This window comes from Nocardia exalbida NBRC 100660 (assembly GCF_000308575.1).
GTDB classification, from domain to species: Bacteria; Actinomycetota; Actinomycetes; order Mycobacteriales; family Mycobacteriaceae; genus Nocardia; species Nocardia exalbida.
In genome coordinates this window covers 202,356-223,234 of the sequence record NZ_BAFZ01000041.1, presented here as the reverse complement: position 1 = coordinate 223,234, position 20,879 = coordinate 202,356, and the positions used below count along the sequence as shown (strand labels likewise).

Annotated in this window: 19 protein-coding genes; 11 read left to right on the top strand and 8 right to left on the bottom strand. The window is 66.0% G+C overall.

What is annotated here, in order from left to right:
- Positions 1-145 precede the first annotated feature (145 nt).
- Entirely contained in the window at positions 146-379 is a 234-nt protein-coding gene (locus ON29_RS09620; protein ID WP_040865795.1) for a hypothetical protein, read from the top strand.
- Positions 380-1,007: 628 nt separating this feature from the next.
- Positions 1,008-1,592 carry a transglycosylase SLT domain-containing protein gene (locus ON29_RS09615; RefSeq protein ID WP_040865794.1) on the top strand — a complete coding sequence of 195 codons (585 nt, stop codon included), beginning with the start codon at positions 1,008-1,010 and terminating at the stop codon, positions 1,590-1,592.
- A gap of 743 nt (positions 1,593-2,335) precedes the next feature.
- Here the strand turns inward: ON29_RS09615 and ON29_RS09610 are convergent.
- The gene (locus ON29_RS09610) at positions 2,336-3,556 is read right to left on the bottom strand and encodes a helix-turn-helix domain-containing protein (protein WP_040865793.1); all 1,221 of its coding nucleotides are present in this window, start codon (positions 3,554-3,556) and stop codon (positions 2,336-2,338) included.
- A 488-nt stretch (positions 3,557-4,044) separates the two neighbouring features.
- Here ON29_RS09610 and ON29_RS09605 point away from each other — a divergent pair, with 488 nt between their 5' ends.
- The 6 genes from ON29_RS09605 to ON29_RS09580 all read left to right on the top strand — a co-directional run bounded on the left by ON29_RS09605 (position 4,045) and on the right by ON29_RS09580 (position 8,099).
- Positions 4,045-4,251: a hypothetical protein gene (locus ON29_RS09605; protein WP_040865792.1), complete on the top strand. Its 207-nt coding sequence runs from the start codon at positions 4,045-4,047 to the stop codon at positions 4,249-4,251.
- Positions 4,252-4,360: 109 nt separating this feature from the next.
- Positions 4,361-4,870: a hypothetical protein gene (locus tag ON29_RS33745; RefSeq protein WP_063825275.1), complete on the top strand. Its 510-nt coding sequence runs from the start codon at positions 4,361-4,363 to the stop codon at positions 4,868-4,870.
- 150 nt (positions 4,871-5,020) lie between these two features.
- Entirely contained in the window at positions 5,021-5,572 is a 552-nt protein-coding gene (locus ON29_RS34570; RefSeq protein ID WP_157172720.1) for a DUF3558 domain-containing protein, read from the top strand.
- Positions 5,573-5,594: 22 nt separating this feature from the next.
- Positions 5,595-5,963 (top strand): hypothetical protein, encoded by a 369-nt coding sequence (locus ON29_RS09590; RefSeq protein WP_157172719.1) that lies wholly within the window; start codon positions 5,595-5,597, stop codon positions 5,961-5,963.
- A 14-nt stretch (positions 5,964-5,977) separates the two neighbouring features.
- Positions 5,978-7,267, top strand: a complete 1,290-nt coding sequence (locus ON29_RS09585) for a hypothetical protein (RefSeq protein ID WP_040865789.1) — start codon at positions 5,978-5,980, stop codon at positions 7,265-7,267.
- A 70-nt stretch (positions 7,268-7,337) separates the two neighbouring features.
- Positions 7,338-8,099: an ESX secretion-associated protein EspG gene (locus ON29_RS09580; RefSeq protein ID WP_157172718.1), complete on the top strand. Its 762-nt coding sequence runs from the start codon at positions 7,338-7,340 to the stop codon at positions 8,097-8,099.
- A gap of 123 nt (positions 8,100-8,222) precedes the next feature.
- Here ON29_RS09580 and ON29_RS09575 read toward each other — a convergent pair whose 3' ends face one another.
- The 6 genes from ON29_RS09575 to ON29_RS33735 form a co-directional block, all read right to left on the bottom strand.
- Positions 8,223-8,705, bottom strand: coding sequence for a hypothetical protein (locus tag ON29_RS09575; protein ID WP_040865788.1), 483 nt, complete (start codon positions 8,703-8,705; stop codon positions 8,223-8,225).
- 61 nt (positions 8,706-8,766) lie between these two features.
- Positions 8,767-8,922: a hypothetical protein gene (locus tag ON29_RS09570; RefSeq protein WP_157172717.1), complete on the bottom strand. Its 156-nt coding sequence runs from the start codon at positions 8,920-8,922 to the stop codon at positions 8,767-8,769.
- 175 nt (positions 8,923-9,097) lie between these two features.
- A complete protein-coding gene (locus ON29_RS35720; protein WP_157172716.1) occupies positions 9,098-9,286 on the bottom strand; it encodes a hypothetical protein in 189 nt (62 codons plus the stop codon).
- Between the two features lie 756 nt (positions 9,287-10,042).
- Complete coding sequence (locus ON29_RS33740) at positions 10,043-10,939, bottom strand: hypothetical protein (protein WP_051175030.1); 897 nt, start codon at positions 10,937-10,939, stop codon at positions 10,043-10,045.
- Entirely contained in the window at positions 10,936-11,289 is a 354-nt protein-coding gene (locus tag ON29_RS09555) for a type VII secretion target (protein WP_040865786.1), read from the bottom strand. Before ON29_RS09555 ends, ON29_RS33740 begins: the two co-directional genes overlap by 4 nt.
- A complete protein-coding gene (locus ON29_RS33735; protein ID WP_217999118.1) occupies positions 11,286-11,867 on the bottom strand; it encodes a YbaB/EbfC family nucleoid-associated protein in 582 nt (193 codons plus the stop codon). Before ON29_RS33735 ends, ON29_RS09555 begins: the two co-directional genes overlap by 4 nt.
- A gap of 578 nt (positions 11,868-12,445) precedes the next feature.
- On the opposite strand from ON29_RS33735, the gene ON29_RS09545 reads away from it, so the two are divergent.
- A complete protein-coding gene (locus ON29_RS09545; RefSeq protein ID WP_040865785.1) occupies positions 12,446-12,961 on the top strand; it encodes a DUF5666 domain-containing protein in 516 nt (171 codons plus the stop codon).
- Between the two features lie 15 nt (positions 12,962-12,976).
- Here the strand turns inward: ON29_RS09545 and ON29_RS09540 are convergent, their stop codons facing one another.
- The gene (locus tag ON29_RS09540; RefSeq protein ID WP_051175028.1) at positions 12,977-16,426 is read right to left on the bottom strand and encodes a phosphotransferase; all 3,450 of its coding nucleotides are present in this window, start codon (positions 16,424-16,426) and stop codon (positions 12,977-12,979) included.
- Positions 16,427-16,572: 146 nt separating this feature from the next.
- Here ON29_RS09540 and ON29_RS09535 point away from each other — a divergent pair, with 146 nt between their 5' ends.
- Both ON29_RS09535 and ON29_RS09530 read left to right on the top strand, forming a co-directional pair.
- Complete coding sequence (locus ON29_RS09535; protein ID WP_040865784.1) at positions 16,573-17,997, top strand: WGR domain-containing protein; 1,425 nt, start codon at positions 16,573-16,575, stop codon at positions 17,995-17,997.
- Positions 17,998-18,626: 629 nt separating this feature from the next.
- Entirely contained in the window at positions 18,627-20,822 is a 2,196-nt protein-coding gene (locus ON29_RS09530; protein WP_040865783.1) for an elongation factor G-like protein EF-G2, read from the top strand.
- Positions 20,823-20,879: the final 57 nt, after the last annotated feature.

Here is a 20,879-nt window from a genome sequence, read left to right as displayed (position 1 = left end):
ACGCACCGCCCGGCGCGGCCGCTGTCGGGGGCCGGGACAAGCAGGAAGCATCACCCGACAAGACAGGCCATAGCTTTGCCCAGGCAATGGAATCTTACAGTGTCACAACATCTTTCGATCGCAACAACGGATTCGCAGTTGTATAGTGCAGTCCGACGCAGACCTGCCTAAGGCAATCCATTTCATCAATTCCATCAAATGGCTCGAAGACCAGCCTTTCGACCGCCACGACTACGACAGTCTTGCCCGCTCGGTGCTCGCGGTGCCCGGCACCGGCCATGAGACCCGCCTCGTTGCTGTCTCCCAATCTGGTGTCGCAGAGAACTTGCCGCTGGCAATGCATTGGGAGCCAGAGGATCTCGTCCGAGCCTGGGAGTGATCACCGCCATACGGTCGCTTCTGTTTTCAGCAGGACCCATTCGAGGCGTCGAACCGCTATTTACGACAACGCGGTCAAGTGCGCTTGGGACGAGCATTTCGATCGCCGTCGCTCGAGCCGTGGACATTTTCGGCACTTTGCGTCGGAGGGTCGGCGCGCCGGCCCCCGCTCGTCGTTCCAGTGATCGAATCGAGACAAACCCCGTCTCGTTACTGCAAACGAGCCGTTTGTGACACAAATCACGTTTTACTGGAAAATGCCTGTTCAGGGCACTGCGGAAGGTATGAAATTCGGGCTGCCAAGATCGGCAGTACTATTTCTTAATTTATTGTTTGCCGAATGTTCACCGGCCGTGATCAAGCTGAGATCAGGTCCGGAAGAGACCTGAGAAACCAGCTTCACATCTTCAACGGCTTGTTTCTCTCCGGGTACGGCAGCGGCACCGAAGGGCACCGCCCCGACTTGTGCACCGCGTCGCGCCGCCAGGAATTCGAACCCTGGCTTTTCACAACGAAATCCGAAAACCGCACACGAGCCGAGCTGGCGAACACCTCACCTGGTGCCCGCCGTAGACCCCGCGCTGGTTTTTCCGGCCGGATCGCCGCACGAACAAGGAACTGATTTCTCGATGCCTGACGCACGCATTTCTTTTCTCCGCCGCTCGTCCCTTCGTAAGGGCGCGGCCATCGCCGCCACCGCCGGCGTGATCGCCGTTGGTTTCTCCGCCGGAGTCGCGGTGGCCGACGACAACGCTGCGGTCCCGGTCGCCGCTGCCGCGCCGATCGACCTCCCTGGCCTGCCTGCGCTGCCCGCACTGCCTGCGCTGCCAGGTTTGCCAGGCCTGCCCGGCGTGGCGCCCGAGGGTATCGTGCCCACGCCGCCCCCGGTCTACGAGAACAACCTCGACGGCTGGATCCGCCAGTCCCTCGACGTGATGCGCATCCACGGCATCCCGGGTAGCTATGAGGGCATCCACCGCAACATCATGCGCGAATCCGGCGGCAATCCCCGGGCCATCAACCTGTCGGACTCCAACGCCGCCAAGGGCACCCCCTCCAAGGGTCTGCTCCAGGTGATCGACCCGACCTTCAACGCCTACCACGTCGACGGCACCGCCTTCGACATCTACGACCCGGTCGCCAACATCACCGCCGCCTGCAACTACGCGGCCCATCGGTACGGCTCGATGGACAACGTCAACGGGGCCTACTGAGTCCCGAACTCGAATCCGAGCAAGCGCCTCCCGTCTTCTCGACGCGGAGGCGCTGCCGTTTCCCGGCGACTCGAGTACACCTCGATCGGCCACTGCCCTGCGACACCACCATCGGCCAGCAGCACGTTGATAATCGCGTTCCAGGACACCGACTCCGGGTCTCCATAGGGGCGTGAAAAGCGTGCGCCGGTTGATCGACGCGGCGGCGACGATCTCGCCGAACCCAGCACGGCGAACGAAAGCGAGCACATGGGGCTGCCTTCCGAGGACACGGAAGGGAACGCAGGGCAAGAGCGGTCGCCCACTCGAGGGCCAGCGGGTCCGGACGGACGACGGCGCGGCTCGCCAAGACCCGCCTTCGATTCAGATTGGAATGCGGCGAGTCTTGATCGCGATTCCCCGAGCCGCCGATGCTGACGAACGCATACGGATCAATTGGACGTCCGGGCATTGCCAAAGCTGCTCCCGAGCCCGACGTTCGGCGTTCGGCGTTCGGCGTTCGGCGTTCGGCGTTCGGCGTTCGGCGTTCGGCGTTCGGCGTTCGGCGTTCGGCGTTCGGCGTTCGCATCGAGGTGACTGCCTGGCACCTTCCGCTGTCTTCGGCGAAGCACTTGTTGGTGCGGAGAAGAGTTTCGTGCTGTCGCCGCAAAGCCCCGACGGCGAAGCCGAGCCACGCACCCAGTACCGCAGGAACCGGGTGCTCGCCGATCCGGATGACGGAGCATCCTTCTACCCCGCGCAGGCTAGACCTGCGCGGCGCGTCTGCCCAGGAATTCCCGTACCTCTGGAACCGCCGCATGCGTGCGAACCAGGTTGGCGATGGCATCAATGCGCTGGTGCAGGCGCGTGGACGCGAGCCCGGCGATGGTGTCGTAGTTTTCGGCCAGCAGTGAGCATGCTTGTGCGACGTCACCAGCGTTCACGAAGTTACGTGCGAGACTGAGCTGCCACGCAGCCCGCTCTCTCGGCCAGGCCGACGAGCCATCGATGGCAGCTTGCATGTATGTGGTTGCTGCCTCGTGCTCCCCGACCCACATTTGGGCTTTGCCGGTGATGAAGTTCAGCTCAGCCTGGGGCAGGAACACCCAGGCCGGGTCATGCCCCCGAGTCGACTCATACGCGCGGAAGGATCGGCTTATCGCAGCCGTCATGGCGGTCTTGTCTCCACGTGCGCCGTGCGCTTCAGCTTCTCGAATCGCCATCAGTGCCCGCATTTTCGGCCCGCCCTCCCGAAGAGATACCTGGGACGCAGCCTGCGCATACTGCACCGCCAAGGGATTTCTCCGCATCTCCCCGGGCAAGCTGATCATTAGGCAGCTGGCATTCCCCAGCGCATGCGCCGCAGCGATCCCGTCGCCTGCCGCATTCGCGGCATTCGCCGCGTCCGCGTAATACCGCCGAGCATCATCGAGACGCCCGGCGTCGTAGTGCACCCACCCGGCGGCGGTCATCATCTCGGCGGCGGCGCTGGTGAGCGCCCGACCGACCGCCTCGGTGTAGCTGCCCTGGTCGAGAAGCTGCTCGACATAGCGGACTTGATTGGCCGACACCCGGCACAACCGGTCGCCGCCGACCACCAGATCCAGTTCGTGGATCTGGTTCACGCTCTCGATGATGGCTTCCACGTCGCTCGCGCCGACCTTCCCACCGGACGTCGCCGCGGCGTTCGCGGGAGCGGAAACCGACATCATGGCAGCCCCCGCGCTCAAAGATGCCCCTGCTTTGAAGAAGTTGCGACGGTCCACATCTGCCTCCTGGTCCGACTCCACTACCAGTATGGCAAGCGGAACCTGAAGCGCACGGGCTACGAGCCGAAGAACGCGAACATCATGGGAGGCGGGGCCGCCGCGCTCGAGGTGCGAGACGGCAGGCTGGGAGAAATTGATCAGTGCGCCCAGCTCGGTCTGGGTCATGCCGACCGATTTACGGATTCGCCGGATCACTTCACCGGTCGTCATGTACATAGCCCAGCACCCCCCGATTATTCGATCGTCGTTCCCCCGAGCATTCACCCTCGAAACGGGTGCCTGCGCAGGATATACGGCTCCTCGCATAGTCGGAACGGAAACCGAAATCCACGCTCCCACTCGGCCGAATGCCGCGCTTACGTTCGGCCGCAGGTGCCCGGTACCGGGCCGACGCCGGACTATCTGCGGCGCACCGGCCGACCAGAGTGGCGGACCGGTGGCGAGAGCCCCCGGTACCGGGCACCGGCCGATCCTCGAAGCAGAGAGATTTCCCGTGTCCCCGCATTCCCTCGCCATGTACCAACTCATCGCCCTGTGTGACGCAGCCGCCCACAAAGCACCGATGTCGCCGTTCAGCATCGCCCAGGCCATGACGTGATGCAGATCCACGTCGCCTGCCGCGCGAAACATTGCGCACGCAAGGCGGCGGCGCGACAGGTGCTGATCGACAGCGGACGAATGGTGCCGGACCCGAGCAGGCCGCAGTGAAGCCAACTGCCCCAGAGCCTCCGGACCGCCGCCACATCCAGATCGAAACCGGCCCGCTATGGCTGGACTACCAGGCGAGCGCCGAACAGGCCGAGAGCGTCGCACGCGCACTGGCACAACGGTTCCCGGACATCACCGTGACCGTCGACGACAACCTGGACGACGACCTCCCGCACCTTCCCTGCGCGCGGCTGTGGGACTGAACGCTTCCCCGCCATTCATCTTCCGAATCCGAACGGAGAGTTCATCGGTGCAATCCGCCTACCCCCGAACAGAGCCGAGTCGTTCCCGACCAGTCCTGACGGAGCGGCCATGAATACAGATCCCGCCGCCGACCCGACACTCACCCGCTGCCAGCGCTACCGGCACGTCTACGGGCTCCCGTGTTACGTCCACGAGGAAACCCGACGAATCACTCTGCGCGCAGGAGATGTAGGCGCGGTGACGGTACCCGAACAACTCGGCAGAATGGTCCACAGCGACCTCGCCAGGCAATACTTGATGGGCCCGGTCATCGCCCACGGCTCCGGCCGCTGGACGATCCTCGTCCGCCCCGACGAGACCCACCAGCTCGCCAACGACAGCGACATCTTCATCGCACTACTGCGCGCCCGCGCGACGATCGTCCCCGACGGCGGCGAGATACTGCTGCCCTCCCCCGCTGACGAACGGACCGGATACCGCTGGTGGGTCGTCGCACCACGCGACGCGTTCCGGCCACACGTCAGCACCGTCGTGCAGTCGATCATCATCTGTGCGGACCGAGCACCGCACCATCACCCGGGTTTTCAGGGACCTGACCGGCCGCGACACCACTCGTAGCAGCGATCACCGAGCTGCGTCCCCGGTCGATGGCTGATGCAAGGGCCCGATGTTCCTGATCTGCACAACCGAATCCGATGGAACCGGAGGCCCCCTGAGTGCGTCATAGACTTCAGGGACGACTTTGACGGCCCGGATCGGGAGGCTTCGGTGGGACGACGGACGACGGCGACAGTTGCGGCGCTCGCTGGGGTGGTGCTGGTCGCTTCAGGGTGCGAATCGGACACGAACGGGACTGCCACGCCCAGCACGACAACCGACACTTCGGCGGCCACGGCCGCGTTGTGGGATCCGTGCACGCAGGTGCCGGATCAGCAACTGCAACGAATCGGCGTGGTCTCGTCCACGAAGAAGTCGGGCATCGCTGGTGTCGAGCAGCCAGGATGGAAGGTCTGCTCCTGGCATGATGCGGCGTCTCAGTGGAATTATTCGCTGGGAGTGTGGTCGACGATCTACTCTATCGACGACCTGCGAAAGAAGCCGGGGAACGTCGACTTCGTCAGCATCAATGTCGGCGGGCGGGATGGATTCCGTTTCCGAAACACGTCCGATGTCGACGGCGAAGACTGCGATCTGGCATTCCCCGCTGGCCAGGGCGCACTACAGATCACTGTCTTCAATACATCGCCCAAGGGCAAAGTAGCGCCATGCGATCGGGCCATGAACGCTGCGGAAGTGCTTGTGCCGACGTTTCCACGCTGATCAGGGAGCATTCTCTATGTCGATGAGCGAGGAGGTTTCGCGGTGGCGATACCTTGCCGACGAGGCCAACGCTGGCAGGCTTTTGCTTGACCCCGCGGTCGCGCAGAGTTGCCGCGATGCTTGCAATCGTCAGATCGATCTCTATGTCACGCTTCTCGAAGACCTGAAGATGATGACCCGTGTAACCGGCCTCGGCCGCTTCGACTGCTCCGACGAGCTGGCGAACATGCTGGGTGCCAAGGCAATCGGCGGCGAAGGCGATGTGGACTCCGCCCTCAAAGAACACATCGAGGTACTGACCCTGATGCGTGATACGATCCAGATTTCCGTGGACCGCATCGGCGCACAGGACGACTCCAATGCGCAAGACACGAGCAATCTGCTGAGCTGACCGGGGGATTAATCATGGGTCTGCCGTTCTTGGTAGCGATTGGCGCCGCACTGTTCGAGCAGTCGAAATCCGGCCCGCCGGACAGTGGTTCGCGCGACGAGAGTCCCGACGCGGCCATCGCACGCAACCGCATCGCCGAAATCATGCGCGCCGGTGGCGATGTGCAGACCCAGTCACCGAAAGTTCCGGAGAGCGCGTACAAGAATCCGGACGGGATCGACGATCTCTATCAACGCGTGCAGGCCATGTCGATCACCGATGTTGTAGCGCTGCACCAGCGGTGGGAGTCCATTCGCAATCGGCTCGAGCAGGGCTTGCGAGGTTTCGGTCCGGAGATCGGCAAAGCCATGGAAGGCAAGTGGGAGGGAGCGGCGGCGAAGGCCGCGGCGGACGGGATCAAGGAATACGTCGACAAATCCAGCGGACTGATCAGTTCGGTGCAGATCGTCGCCGAAAAGGTGAAGATCATCCGATCAGGCATCGAGGTCACGCGGCCTGCCGTGCAAGAAGCGCCGACCCATTCGTGGACCAGCAACGTCGCCAGCTGGGTGCCGGGCCCGACCTGGAAGTTGAACCAGCACCGCGACGACTCCGCGCACGATGCGTCCGTGAACGTCGTCAAGAACGTCTTCTACCCGGCCGTCCGGGAAGCCGACACCGGCGTTCCACTGGTACCCAAACCGTACAACCCGGCGCACAATTCGGGCGATCAGCCGTCCGTGCCGAACAACAGTTGGCATCCGACGTCGTCGGGTACCGATACCGATACCGATAAAGGCACCACGGTGGCCCCAGCACAGCTACCGAGCACCGAGAACACGCCAGAGAGCACTGTCCCGGCCAGCGCGAATCCCGCTGGCGAGCAGGAAAGCACGTCCGACCAGACCACGACTACACCCGCAGGCGCGAACCCTTCGACCCAACCGGCGAGTACAAATCCCGGCACCGATCCATCACTGACCCGCCCCGGAACGCCGAGCCCCGGATCTCCCGGCACGCCGAGTCCGGGCACCCCCAGCCCAGGCGTGCCCGGCCTCGGCAATCCCGCGCCGGGTCGCAGCATCAACGGTGTGCCCGGCATTCCGGGCAGCGTTCCCGCCGCCGCGTCCGCGCGTCCCGGGACCGGTCGGCCGGGAACGAGCGGCATGCCGGGCATGATGGCGCCGGGCGCTCGCGGCAAGGGCGACGACGACAAGGAACATCAGACGAAGGACTATCTCGTCAACCAGCGCAACGGCGAGGAACTCACCGGCCTGGGTGCGGAGAACAGGGTGAAGTCGGTGCCCCCGGTGATCGGCGAATGAGCGAGCCGAGAAGCGACACCACACCGAAACGCACAGCACGGCCGTGGTGCACGACGAAGGAGCCGGCTTCATGAGCCGGAGGGACTGGTCGTTCACCGCACTCGGCTTCACGGTGCTGTGGCGGGCGGTCGACCGCGACGTGCTGCCATACCCGTTGCAGTACCGATCCACCGCCGACACCGTCGCCGATTACGAGTCGGAGTGGAAATCCGAAGCCGCCGAACTGCACCATCGCCTCGACGAGCCCCTGTACAGCGCATTGCGTGTGCTGGCCGAACCCGAGGCGCGCATCGAGATGGCGGGTTTCAGCGGGAAGGAGAAAGTACGCGTCCACGCGGCCGTTCATTATCGGCATGCTGTGCTGCTCGTCCAGGAACCCACATCGTCGCTGGATCGCGGTGGGGCCGTGCACATGTCACTGATCGATGCGGAGAGCGTGAGCCGTCGGGTCATCGACCACCTGCCCGACGCCGCACGCGGCAGCGGCCCCGGCATCGAGATCTCTCGGCACGAACTCGACGCCGACGACGAGGACCCGTACCGCGTGGGCGCACCTGCCACGCCTCGCGCCCGAGCCGAGCAGTTCTTCGAACGCCCCCGCAGCATCATCGCCCACGTCGCGGTGTACGCGGGCCCGGCCTGGGACAATCGCCCGGCACCCGCGCGCGGCTTCCACGTGATGGACTATCCCGACGGCCGCTATCTCGTCCGCAGCGGACCCACCATCAAGGCAGTCCCCGCCGACACCACGGAAGTACGAACCCAACTCGACCGGGCCATACGTGCGACGGTCGCGGCCTTCCGCGAGGAAAACGATCCCAGTTACACCTGACGAATCGGAATCCTGCACACGCACAACCGGGATCGAGCGGGCCGAAGAAGTCAGCCGGCACCAGCGCCGGAACCGCACCGGAGTCAGACCAGTGGACCTACTTCTGTCGCCGTGCTGACCAAGTCAGCGTACTTCGAATTCGTCCTTGTACAACCGGTTCGGCGGCGGTGCGGCACGCTCATTGACCTCGACGAGGTGATCACATGCGCGCAACACTTGCGGGCGGTAGCTCCCCTCGAAGGTCACCATCACCGATCCCCCGACGCCGTTGCGGCCGCGCGTCTGATTCGCCTCCCGGCCGACGTTGAAAACGCTCGCGAGATCGCGGCCGTCGTTGCCGACCGCAATGCTGCCGTCGTGAAAGAACTGGACGAACGTCCCGTTATCGGCGCCAACCGTCGCGGCGACAGTTCGACCGCCTTCCGGATCGAGCGAGATCTCGACGTCACACCGTTGCTGCCCTGCGGTCGGGCCAGGTGTCGACAGAGCAGGGCCGATGCTGAGGAAGACGGTTTCGCCGAGCGCGTTGTGGCGTTCACGCCCCTCGATAGTCCACAGATGCGTGGTCGACCAGACCTTCACCCGGCCGTCGTCGAAGATCGACACTCGATCGCCTGCGTCGGTTCCGACCAGGCACTTGGCACTGTTCGCTGTCACAGAGTTCCTTTCACGCCGACAGTAGATTCCTACCGTCCCAGGTGAACCGCGCCGTCGTCACCGCCTCATCACCGTCGCCGCCCACGATCTGATGAATTCCGATCCCACCCAGCTCCGCATACGTGCGCCACTCATGATCCGAGGTCAGCATGAGATCCAGATCCAACGTGGTCTCTTCACCGTTGCTCCCTCGACTGTAGGAGCCACGCTCCCACCTGATCATGGTGATCCCCCGCGTCGATGCACCGATCTGCCGAACCGATTGCAAAGTCTGTACAGAGCAGCAACTCCAGCACTGTTCCATCCCACAGTGGTTGGATCGGTAGACCTTGGATGACCGCTCAGTCGAGGATGTTCAGCACCACCGCCGAGAGCATCAGGGCGAACAACGCGCCGAAGACGACCCAACTGGTGCGGATCCAGTTGAGACCCGGCCACCTCGGCGGTTTCGGGGCGATAGCGCCTGGCAGGAGGTAGAAGGCCGGGGAGCGGTAGTACACCGTCGTGCGGCATCCGGGTTCTACCGGCACGACGGTTTCCGCCGGACCCATATCGGAGTCCCACGCGCGGACCAAGAATCTGATGAGAAGGTTGACACCCCGCGTCAGAACTTCGACTCGGTAGAGCCCAGGGGGCACCGGGATGTAGGTGGGACCCCAGGAGGCGTTCGGTATTTCGTTGCCGTTCACATAAATGCGCGGTCCGGTCGACGCGTACGCAGGGCCAGCGATCCACCATCGAAAGTAGGACGTGTCGACCACGATCCCGGTCTCGCCCGGTTCTGGCTGGTATGCGTCCACCGGGTGACGCTCGACGTTTTGGAAGAACCGAAGTCTCGGCCGGTCAACGGTATGAATCGGCGGCGGCACATGGTGAGTGGCCCCACCATACGAATGAGCCTCCGACACATACGGCTGTGGATGGAATCCGCTGTGCGGCAACGAGTTACCGGCCCAATGCGGCGTTCCGCCGAAGCCTGCCCGTCCCGGTTGCGCCGCCGTTCCTGCGCCCACCTGGGCGGGTGGCAATGGATTACCCCAATCCGCCCGGCCCGGCTGTTGCCGGGCGCCTGCACCGGGTTGCCGAGGATGCTGCGGGCCAGCGAAGCCCGCATGATGCGCCTGCGCGCCAACCGATCCCGGGTAGTCGCCCGGGGACCGGGGTGCGGACGGTTGTTGCTCGGGACCACCGGCGTACGGCGCGTGCTGATCGTTCACAGTGCTTGGATTCCCCTCGTAGATGCTGCTGTTCGCAAAGATTGCCTTCGCGAAGCCGGATCCAGATCGTCAGCCCTGGGCGGGCTGGTTTTCCTTGCCCAGAAGGGCATAGATGACAGCGGCAACCGCCTGGGTGAGCGTCTGAACGTCCTTGAAGGCACTCGCCATGTCGAGCAGTAACTTCGAAATTTTCAAACCATCGCGCCCGATCCTGGCGATCACCGCGGCCGCGACGTGCGGGCCCGCTGCGCCCAGGGAGGCCGCGAGTTCGAGTGTGTACCCGATCAGTGCACCCGCCAGGCTTGTCAGGATGTCCTGCACCATCTTCCGGAAGGCCTTGACGATCTTCGACACGGTATCCATGATCTCGCCGAGAGTGGCCGCCACGCCGCCCGCCCCAGCGATCTGGTCGATGAGATCGGTGGCGCGGTTGCGGTAGGCGTCCCCCGCGCTCCCGGTCCACGTCGCGATATCGGCCTCCAGACCCAACCGCCATGATTCGCTCATGTCGGTCAGCTCTTCGGCGATGAGGTTCCACGACTTGGAATACGCCTCCACCATCTTGTCGTTCCCGGCGAGCCCATCCAGCACCTTGCGGTACGGCTCGACGTGCGTGAGCATCCATCCTGCGATTTGATCGCCCACGAATCCGAACGGATCGTATGCCGCGTCCGCTACGCTCGCGCCTACCGCAATGCCGCCCGTGATCGACTCGAAGGTTTTGGCGTTCCGGAAATTGGCCCACGCCTCCCACGCGTCTCCCGCGATCGTGCCGGAGAGGACGCCCGGCAGCCTGGTCTCCTCATCCTGCTTCAGACCGATGTCGTGCATCCAGAAGACGGTCTCCTGGAAGTACTCCTCCCGGTAATCGGTCCCCTCGGCGATCAGTGGATTGTTCTCGGGCTTCTTCCGATCGTCGAAGCCAGGAGTGTTCTCGTTGAGCCAGTCACCGATTCTCGTGCTCACTTCGACCCTCCCGGTGCCTCGGCGATGGTCTCGCGCAGTTCGGTCACAGATCTGCCGAAGGCGCTGTCTTTGCCTTCGAATGCCGCTGCGACGGTGTCGAGTTTGTCCGGCAGTGCCGCGACGTCCTCCGCGAGCTTGCGAATCACCTCGATGGTGTTCCGATGCTTCTCGTCCAGCACCAGCTTCACGAACGGACGGGGAATCTCACCGAAACCGTCGTCTGCCGAACCCAGGTAGGCGGCCGCTTCGAGCGACAGGGTCAAGCTCTCCATGAGTTTCTGCAGCTTCGCGGCATGATTGCGCACTTCGTCAGGATCGACGGAGATGGCGTCAGGATTGGTCACGGTCACACCAGCCATGAGCGGTTGTAGTACTCGGTCTCCGGATCCGGTTCATCCGGGACGACTACCTGGTCGCGGTTGGGTTTGCGGCTTCGCGACGGTGGCGTCGCTTCCGAGGACGCCGGGCTCTGCGGCACCGGGGAATGAGCCGGTGTCATGGATGGACTGTGGCCGGACGATGACGACGTCCGATCTTCGAACGACGCCTCCGCCTGCGGCTCGGGATCGGGGAAACGCTGGATGTACTGAGCGACGATCGCGGCGCCCGCCTCATCGTCACCAACGGTATCCCGCACGAGTTCGGTGACCTGTATCCGCAACGCCGATTGCGCTTGCCGCAGGCACGACATGATCTCGGCGGACAACACCGCCGGGTCCACACCGCGCGAACGCGGTGACAGATCGATCGCCGTGGGTGCACCGCTGCTGTCGACAGTGACCCGGACCCTGCCATCCTTGCCGGACTCGGTGACGGTCAGCGCCTGCATCCGGCCTTCCAACTCCTGAAACCGTCCGGCCCGGCGCTCGAAATCCGCAGCCATCCGCGCCAAGTCATCCGCAGCATGGTGCACATCGAATTCGGTCACCAACACCTCCCACTTCGCATTCGCCTGTTCGCGCTTCTTACATCGACACTGACGCAGCAGGCCGCCGATCGGTTCCATCGGAATCCGCGCCCATCGGATCGGTGACCGACCGGGGCGAGGGACGATCGACCGGAACCGCCCTGCTCCAACCAGACGCTAGCCGTGGCCTGGCCCGCAATACGGCTGTCGCACAACACTATCTGGCCGATGTGCAATTCGTGCACGACCGGAGAGGCCGGGTGAATCCAGGCGACCACCCATCGACGCTGGTCACACCGGCACTCCCCGCCAGTGACAACAAGCACACGAATGGGCGCACCTACCCTTGCCATATGCCTCGCTGGAGTACGCACAGTGGGAAGTCGGCGAGAGTAGGTCGGCTCGCGCGGCTCGGGGGAGATCCCGAAACACTCTCGGCGACAACTATTTCGATGGCAAGAACGCGCTCGAATTCCACTGCCTCGAGCGCGAGCGGCTCGCGGTCGCGTGCCGACAGCGAAGCCTCGCGTCCGGTCCGGTCCGGGGTGCATCCGGGTGCGCTCGCCCCGCGGTCCGAAACCGTTTCCCGGACAACGGCAATGGGGATGCCGCCGCTGCCGCGGCGAGATCGGGATGACGAGCCGCATCGGCTGCACAACACGGGAGCAGCCGCATTCGTCGGGCTCTGCATCGGCATGGTGATCTTGGTGGTGTCCGGATGTCTATTCGTCGGCGGCTCGACGCAAACGGCGTCATCGACGACCACACCGCCCCACACCAGCGCACCGAGCACCTCGCCACCTTCGTCCACCGTGCGCGCGACGACGCCCGCGGTCCCCGCTCCCGCTCCCCCTGCCGGCCGCTCGGGCATCGGGCTCACCTTCGGGAAGGTCACCGCCAACGACGGCACGACCATGGTGGTGCGCAACGCGTTCACCAGCAACAGCGTCAAGGTCCGTACCGACACCGGCACCAAGGTGCAGGTTCTGCTCGCCAAGCGGGCGACCGAGATACGCGTGGGCGCTCTGGTCGCCGTCTACGGGCGGCAATACGCCGATGGTGTGATCGTTGCCGATGTCATCACCGGGATCTCGATCGGGACCCTGCCCAAGTGATTTCGGCTTGCCGGGTCACCCTTGCCCGCGTAGCACCGCTTCCACCATCCCGTCGTCGACCGGCTCGCTGTGCCCCCACACCTCACGCGCCAGCCGCAGCTTCCCGGCCATGCTGCCCACCAACGCCGCCTCCGCCGCCGCGTCCCCCGCTCCCTGCCTGAGCGCCTTGCTGTAGCGAACCGCATCGACGATGACCGATTTGACCCGCTCGTGATCGAGGTAGGTTTGCAAGTCGCGTCGCCACTCACCGGTGGCGGCCTCGGGTTCGGCGGCGATCCACTCGGCGAGGAACGCGTCCTGCTCCTGCGGGAGGTAGCCCATCTTGTGCAGATGGGTGGCCACGTCGTACACCGGGTCGCCGTACAGTGCGAATTCCCAGTCGAGGAACACGACCCTGCCGTTTCGCACGATCATGTTCTTGCGGTGCACGTCGGCGTGCACCATCCGAAACGGCCTGGCTTCGAGGGTGTCCCACGACGCGACGATCCGCTCGAGCGGCCGATCGGGGACGCCCAGCCGACGGTATAGCTCGCCGAATTCCGCGCTGCTTTCGCGGTGCACCCGCGCGGTGACAGCGGACAACCGGCGGGCGAATCCGGCGGGATCGTCGTCCCCGTCCGATTCGATCGGCGGCAGCAGTTCCCGGGGAATACGGCGGAGTTCCGCGAACAACGCCGCCACGTCCGGCGGTACATGAGCCGGAACAGGCACACCGCGGGGCGCCAGGCGATCGAGCAGGTCGCCGTCGATGTAGTCGTGGATCTGATAGGCGGGACGTACCGATTCCCAGCGCAGCTTCGGCGCCGAGGCGACGAAGGGCTCGATCGCGATCAAGATCGCGGGTTCGGGCCATTGCCGCAGATCCATCGCATCGGCGCCCTCGACGGGAATCCGCACGTTCACCGCGCCCGCGATGCCATCGACCCGGACGTTGTGGTTGTAGTACCCGGCCGCCGACTGCGAGCGGGACAGCGCGTCGTGGTACATCGCCGCCGCGTCGACACCGACTACCCGTGCGATCACCCGTGCCGCGTCGCGGTCCACGCCCGATCCTGGCGTCGGCGGCTGGACGCGCGACCGCGCGGCTGCGGCGGCTCTCGAGATGTCCGGTTCGGTCCAGCCGTACAGCGCCAGAACTGCTCGCGCCACGAGCACCAGCCCCGGATAGACGTTCGCGCCCTCGAATTCCGCGATGGCCCAGCGCGCACTGCGGACGGCATCGTCACGTAAGCCGCGGCGTGCGAAGACGCCGGCACGGAACAGCTCCGCCCTGGCGCGGCCCGACCGGTACCCGGCTTGTTCGAGAATCTCGCATGCTTCGGCGAGCGCGTGCTCGGCGGCGTCCAGTTCTCCGAGCGACAGCCGCGCCAGACCGAGTGCGGTGTACGCCTTTCCCAATTCGTGCAGCGCACCCAGCTCACGCTGTTGCACGATCGCGGCTCCGGCCGCCGCGATCGCCTGCGACGGGTCGGTGAGCGCCAGCAGCTCGGCCACGTTCGTCGCGATATTGGCCTGTCCGACGACGCTGCCCGCGGCGCGGTAATGGGTTTCGGCTTCGGCCAGATACCGTGCGGCGCGGTCGGTGTCGAACGCCAGCCGGTAGGCGAGATGACGCAACCGCGCCACATCACCCAGGAACTCGCGGTCGTCGCCGTCCGCCATCGTCACGAGGTCCTCGCACATGGTCAAGGCCTGATCGAATCGGCCCTGGCACATGTGCAGGTCGGCCGCCCACTGACCGGCGACGAGCCGGGCCCGCCCCGAGCCGCGCGACCACACGTCCTGGTAGATGGTCAACGCCTCGTCGGTGTCACCGAGGATGCGGCGCGCGTTCGCCGCGGCGACGGCCAACCGCTCCGCGATCGGCCCGGTCCGATCCAAAGCGACGTCCCGAGTGAGGCGATCGGCTTGCTTGGCGTCGCCGAGCAGCACCGCCGCTTCCGCTTCCAGGCACCGCGTGAGTTCCGACAGTTCCGCCATACCTGCCAGGTTCTCATGCGGATCGCTCAGGTAGCGGTCCAGATCGCTGATCACCCCGCCGACACCCTGGCTGCCACCTGCCGCTTCGATCCGGTCGACGTAGTGCAGCAACGTCACCGCGGAAAGCATGCCCGAACGAACACCGTGGTATCCCGCCTCCCGCAGAGCGGTGACCCGGCCGGTCGGCCGTTCGGCACGGATGAACCACAGGTTGTGCAGCACCGCGTGCAGGGTGCGCCGGACATCCGGATCCAAGCGCCGCTGCAGCGCGTCCACCATCAGCTGGTGCAGCTGAAAGCGCTCGCTTTCGCCGCTTTCGTCGGCGGCGTACACGAACGAGTACGCGATCAGGGATTTCCATGCCGCGATGTGATGAGGTAGCTCGAACTGCTCCGCGACGGCGGCGAAGATCTCCCGATCGAACGTACGAGGTAGCCCCAGCAATTCCAGCAACCGGACTTCGTCGGGGCGCACATGTTGCAGGAAGCGCTCCAGAATCGTTTCGGGCGAGACCAGTTCGGCGGGCGTCACCCAGCCGGCGCGGGTGCGGGCATCGATGGCCAGATGCAGATAGAACGGGACGCCCGCGCTCGAAGCGGCGATCGCCGCGCGCTCGGCGGGATCCTCGATACCGGAGGAGTCGAGCAGCTCGAAGCGGGCGTCCATCGGCAGGTCATCGACCGGCACGGCGCGAATCCGGGTCGACCATTCCGGGTCGTGCCGCTCCCAACCGAGCGGCTCGCGGCAGGCGATCACGACCAGGCCGGTGTCCAGCTGTGCGACCATATCGCGCAACCAGGCGTCGGACGCCGCCGCGCGACCTTCGCGATCGGTGCCGCCCATCAAGGCTTCGTAGGCGTCCAGGAACACCACGTAGGGCTTCTTGCCCTGGGTCCCGTGCTTGAGATCTTCGGCGAACAGGTAGGAGACGGCTTCTTCCAGGCCCGCGAGACTCAATCGGTCGAGTTCCTGGAGGACGGGGTCGTGGCGTATCCGGTGGGTGCGGATGGCGCGGCGCGCACCGAGGTCGAGCAGCCGGGTCGCGGTGCCGAAGACCGGGATACCGGTGGCGTCGTTGAGGATTTCGGTCAGGATCTCGCTGTGCTCGGCCAGCGCCAGCGAGTCCGAGGTCAGGCGCAGATGCGGGTGCATGCGCTGCCACAACACCGCGCAGGCGATGTCGAAGCGGTGGAACTTGATCTTCTGTGCGCCGAACTGGACGCGCAGCACGGCGAGCCCGTCCGCGGCCTGCCGATGGCTCGGCACCTGTAGATCGAGCACCGCCGCCGGATGACGCTTCTCGACCCGCGCCCGCAGCTCGGTGACCAACCGGGATTTGCCGATCCCGCCGACCCCACTGAGCAGCATGACCCGGGGTTGCTCGGCGGCGTCGCCCAGCAACTCCTCGAACCGCGTCAGCACCGGCTCCCGATCGACGAACGGACGACTGGTCGATCCCGGCTGGAATCGCGCGGTCAACACCATGGCGTCCCCCTCACGACGAGCCCGGCACGATTCTGCCAGAGCCCGTCGCCGCTCCGGTCGGGTGACCCGGGCAGACCACCGCTGAATGTCGGTGCCTCTTGCTAACTTTCGTTTCGTTCTGATCTGACGAAAACAGGCGAGGCGCTATGACAATCGGGGGAACCACCTATCTCGAACTGTCCGAGGACAGTGGTACCGCGCACAAGTTCTACGAGGTGATCGTCGCGGGCACGCAAGTGAGTGTCCGTTTCGGTCGCATCGGCGAGCAGGGGCAGACGAAGGTCAGTTCGTTCGCCACCGAGGAGAAGGCGCGGGTGGCCGCGGCGAAGAAGGTGGGCGAGAAGGTCCGGAAGGGCTACGCGCCCGCCGTGCTGGGGGCGCGGGGCAGACGTCCGGTGACCAGGCGGGCGATCAGCAGCGGCCGCTCGACCGCGAAGGCCGCGCCCGTGCTGTGGAGTTTCGACTCCGGCGCCGCCGCCTTCGGCATCTTCGTCGACGAGCGCCGCTGCTGGGTGGGCAACGAGAGCGGTGACGTGTTCACCCTGACCCCGGACGGCGTGGTCACCGGCCGGTACCGCCTGCCGGATGCCGTCAAATGCATTGTGGCCGACGATTTCTGGATCTACGCCGGATGCGACGACGGCCGCGTCTACGACTTGTCGGGCAAGGTGCCGCGGGCGGCCTACGATATCGCGGCCGATGTCGACATCTACTGGCTCGACATCCACGACGGCATTCTCGGCGTCTCCGACCGCCAAGGCGGCATCACGGTGATCGATTACGAAGAAGAGTCGCTGTGGACCCGGCGCAGCACCGGCGATTCGGGCTGGATGGTGCGCATCGACGCGCACGGCGTCTACCACGGCCATTCCGCGGGCGTCACCAAATACGACCTGGACAGCGGGAATCCCCTGTGGCAGGCGGCCACCGGAGGAGACGTCCTGTTCGGCTGGCAGGAATCCGACGCCGTCTACGCGGGCACCTCCCGCAACCAGGTCCGCATGGTGACCAAGAACGGCCGAGCCGAGCACATCTACCAGTGCGATGCCGCGGTCTTCTCCTGCGCCACCTCGCCGGACGGCCGTTACGTCTTCGCCGGTGACAACTACTCCTCGGTGTACTGCTTCGACGCCGCGGGCAACCGCGTGTGGAAACTGGCCACCGGCTGCGGTTCGGCCTATTCCATGCAGTACCACGACGAGAAGCTGTACCTCGTCACCACGACCGGCACGCTGGCCTGTCTCGACGTCGGCGAAGCCGCCATCCGCGATGCCGAGCAGGGCGTGCTGCCGCAGACGGTGTCGGTGAAAGCCCCCGAGATCTCCGCGGTGGTGCCCAGCGACACCGTCGAGATAACTTCCGACGCTGGCACCGGCGTCATCGTGGAATGCGTGAGCCACGGCAGTTCCCTGCGCGTGCGTGTCGTCTCCCCCGGATTCCACCAGGGATGGAATGTGCAGTTTCCCAAAGACATTCGCCTCGCCGGTGCCCGCTACGTGGTCGACGGCATCGCCGAGTCGGCACGCGGCGGCTTCTACCGCGTCCGCGGCGACATCCGTCGGCTGTCCTGATCGCACTCCGCATCAGGTCCTCGCGAGAGCGTTCTTCGCACATCGTGTGCGAAGAACGTCTCCGGTGGGACCTCGGCTTCCCGCGGGTTCGGCAGAGTGGCTCGCTGGTCGCCCTTGCGGCGAACGCGGGATTGCCCGGACACCGGGCGCGGGCTCGCCACAGGGCGGCACTTGGTTGCAGAAGACGCTCGGCCCGGCGGTTCCGGCGGCTGGGAAGCCACTGCGGCTCGCCGACGACGCGGACCCGGAGTTGATCGCGCGTGTGGCGCCGGCAGTTGCTCGGTCACGAAGTGACCGAGGTGACCGCCACCGGGCCCGGTCAGCGCATCGCGCCCGTGACGTCCCCGGGCCGGAAGACCGGTTACCGAGCCTCGTGCCGTTCGTCTCGCGTGACGGACCGAGCCGGGGATGCCGCGCCCGGCTGCGTTCCCGCACGGGGACCGACGGGCGAACGGATCGTGGCCTATCACCCCCAGGCCGGGCCTGCGCGACGATCCTCGCCGCCGGTGAGCGCTCCCCCGGCCTGCGCATTCGACCGCACACACCCCTGATCTGCCGATTCGTCGGCGGAACGCCACGCCCGGTGGGAAGGTGGATGCACGGCAGGTGTCGGCAAAGGAGCGAGACACATGGTGGACAAGACCAACGGAGCTGCCGCGGGCAACGGCGGCGTGGTGACCGCGGACCGGCCCGAGCAGATCCGCAACGTCGTCCTGGTCGGGCACAGCGGGTCGGGCAAGACCACGCTCGTCGACGCCATGGCGCTCACCGCACGGGCGGTCAACCGCGCCGGACGGGTGGAGGACGGCACGTCGCTGTCGGACTACGACGAGATCGAGCATCGCCAGCACCGGTCGGTGCAGCTGTCGGTCGTGCCGGTGGCATGGGCCGGGATGAAGGTCAACTTGGTCGACACCCCCGGATACGCGGACTTCGTGGGCGAGTTGCGGGCGGGGCTGCGCGCGGCCGACGCGGCGCTGTTCGTCATCTCGGCGGCCGAGGGCGCGGACGGAATCGCGGGCGCGACCAGGGCGCTGTGGGAGGAATGCGCCGCCGTAGGGATGCCGCGCGCGATCGTGATCACGCACCTGGACACGGCGCGCGACGAGTTCGACGTGATGACCGAGACCTGCCGGACGGTGCTGGGCGGCGGATCGTCGGAGAACATCCTGCCGCTGCATCTGCCCGTGTACGGCCCGAAGAACCCGGACGGCCACCGGCCGGTCACCGGCATGGTGGAGCTGCTGCCGCACTGCGTGGGCGACTACTCCTCCGGGGAGGAGGTGCAGGGCGACCCTTCGCCCGATCAGGTCCCCGCGCTGGAGGAAGCCCGCAACCGTCTCATCGAGGGCATCATCGCGGAGAGCGAAGACGAGACCCTGATGGAGCGCTATCTCGAGGGCGAGGAGATCAGTCTGGCGACGCTGGTCGCCGACCTGGAGCGCGCGGTCGCCCGCGGCAGCTTCCACCCCGTGCTGTTCGCCGCACCCGCGCCGGAGGGCGCCAGGCAAGGCCTCGGGACGGTCGAGTTGCTCGAGTTGATCACCGGCGGCTTTCCGACACCGGCCGAGCACGCCATCACCGCCAGCAACGGCGCCGAACCGCATCCGCTGCGCTGCGACCCGGACGGAGAGCTGGCCGCGGAGGTCATCCGCACCGCCTCCGACCCGTACGTCGGGCGGGTCTGCATGGTCCGCGTCTTCTCCGGCACCTTGCACGCCGACGACACGGTGCACGTCAGCGGACACGGCCTGGAGGATCGGGGCCACGAGAGCCACGAGCTGGACGAGCGGGTCGGCGCGATCTCGGCGCCCTTCGGCAAGCAGCAACGCCCGCTGCGGCAGGCGATCGCGGGCGACATCGCCTACGTCACCAAACTAGGTCACGCCGAAACCGGGGACACGCTGTCGTCCACCGACAGCCCCCTGCGGATCGAGCCGTGGCCGATGCCGGACCCGCTGCTGCCCATCGCCATTCGCGCGCACAGCAAAACCGACGAGGACAAGCTCTCCCAAAGCCTCGCCCGCTTGGCCGCCGAAGATCCGGCACTGCGACTCGAGCACAACGCGCAGACCCATCAGCTGGTGCTGTGGTGTCTCGGCGAAGCACATCGCGACGTCGCCCTGGAACGGTTGCGGACCCGGTTCGGCGTGCAGGTCGACGTGATCGATCACCAGGTGGCGTTGCGGGAGACGTTCGCGGGCAAGGCCACCGGACGCGGCAGGCACGTCAAACAGTCCGGCGGGCACGGCCAGTACGCGGTGTGCGAGATCGAGGTCGAACCGCTGCCCGAAGGGGCCGGGATCGAGTTCGTGGACAAAGTGGTCGGTGGAGTTGTTCCGCGCCAATTCATTCCGTCGGTGGAGAAGGGCGTCCGAGCACAGGCCTCCCGCGGACTGACCGCCGGATATCCCCTCGTGGACGTGCGCGTCACCCTGTTCGACGGCAAAGCCCACTCCGTCGATTCCTCCGATGCCGCGTTCCAGACCGCAGGCTCCCTCGCTCTGCGCGAGGCAGCGGCGGCCGCGGGGATCAGGGTGCTGGAGCCGCTCGCCGAAGTCTGGGTACTGGTCTCCGACGACTACGTCGGCCCGGTCCTCAGCGACCTGTCCAGCCGCCGCGGCCGCGTCCTCGGCACCGAGCCGCACGGCACCGGCCGCACCCGCGTCCACGCCGAGGTCCCCGAACTCGAACTCAGCCGCTACGCCATCGACCTGCGCTCGATCTCGCACGGCACCGGCGATTTCACCCGCACCTATGCCCGCCACGAACCGATGCCGAACCAAGTCGCCGCGTCGGTGCGCGGCGAGAAGGCGCGCGCGTAGTCCGCTCCGCTCGCTGCCTACCACCAATGGCACCGTCCATGCGGATTCCGCTCCGGC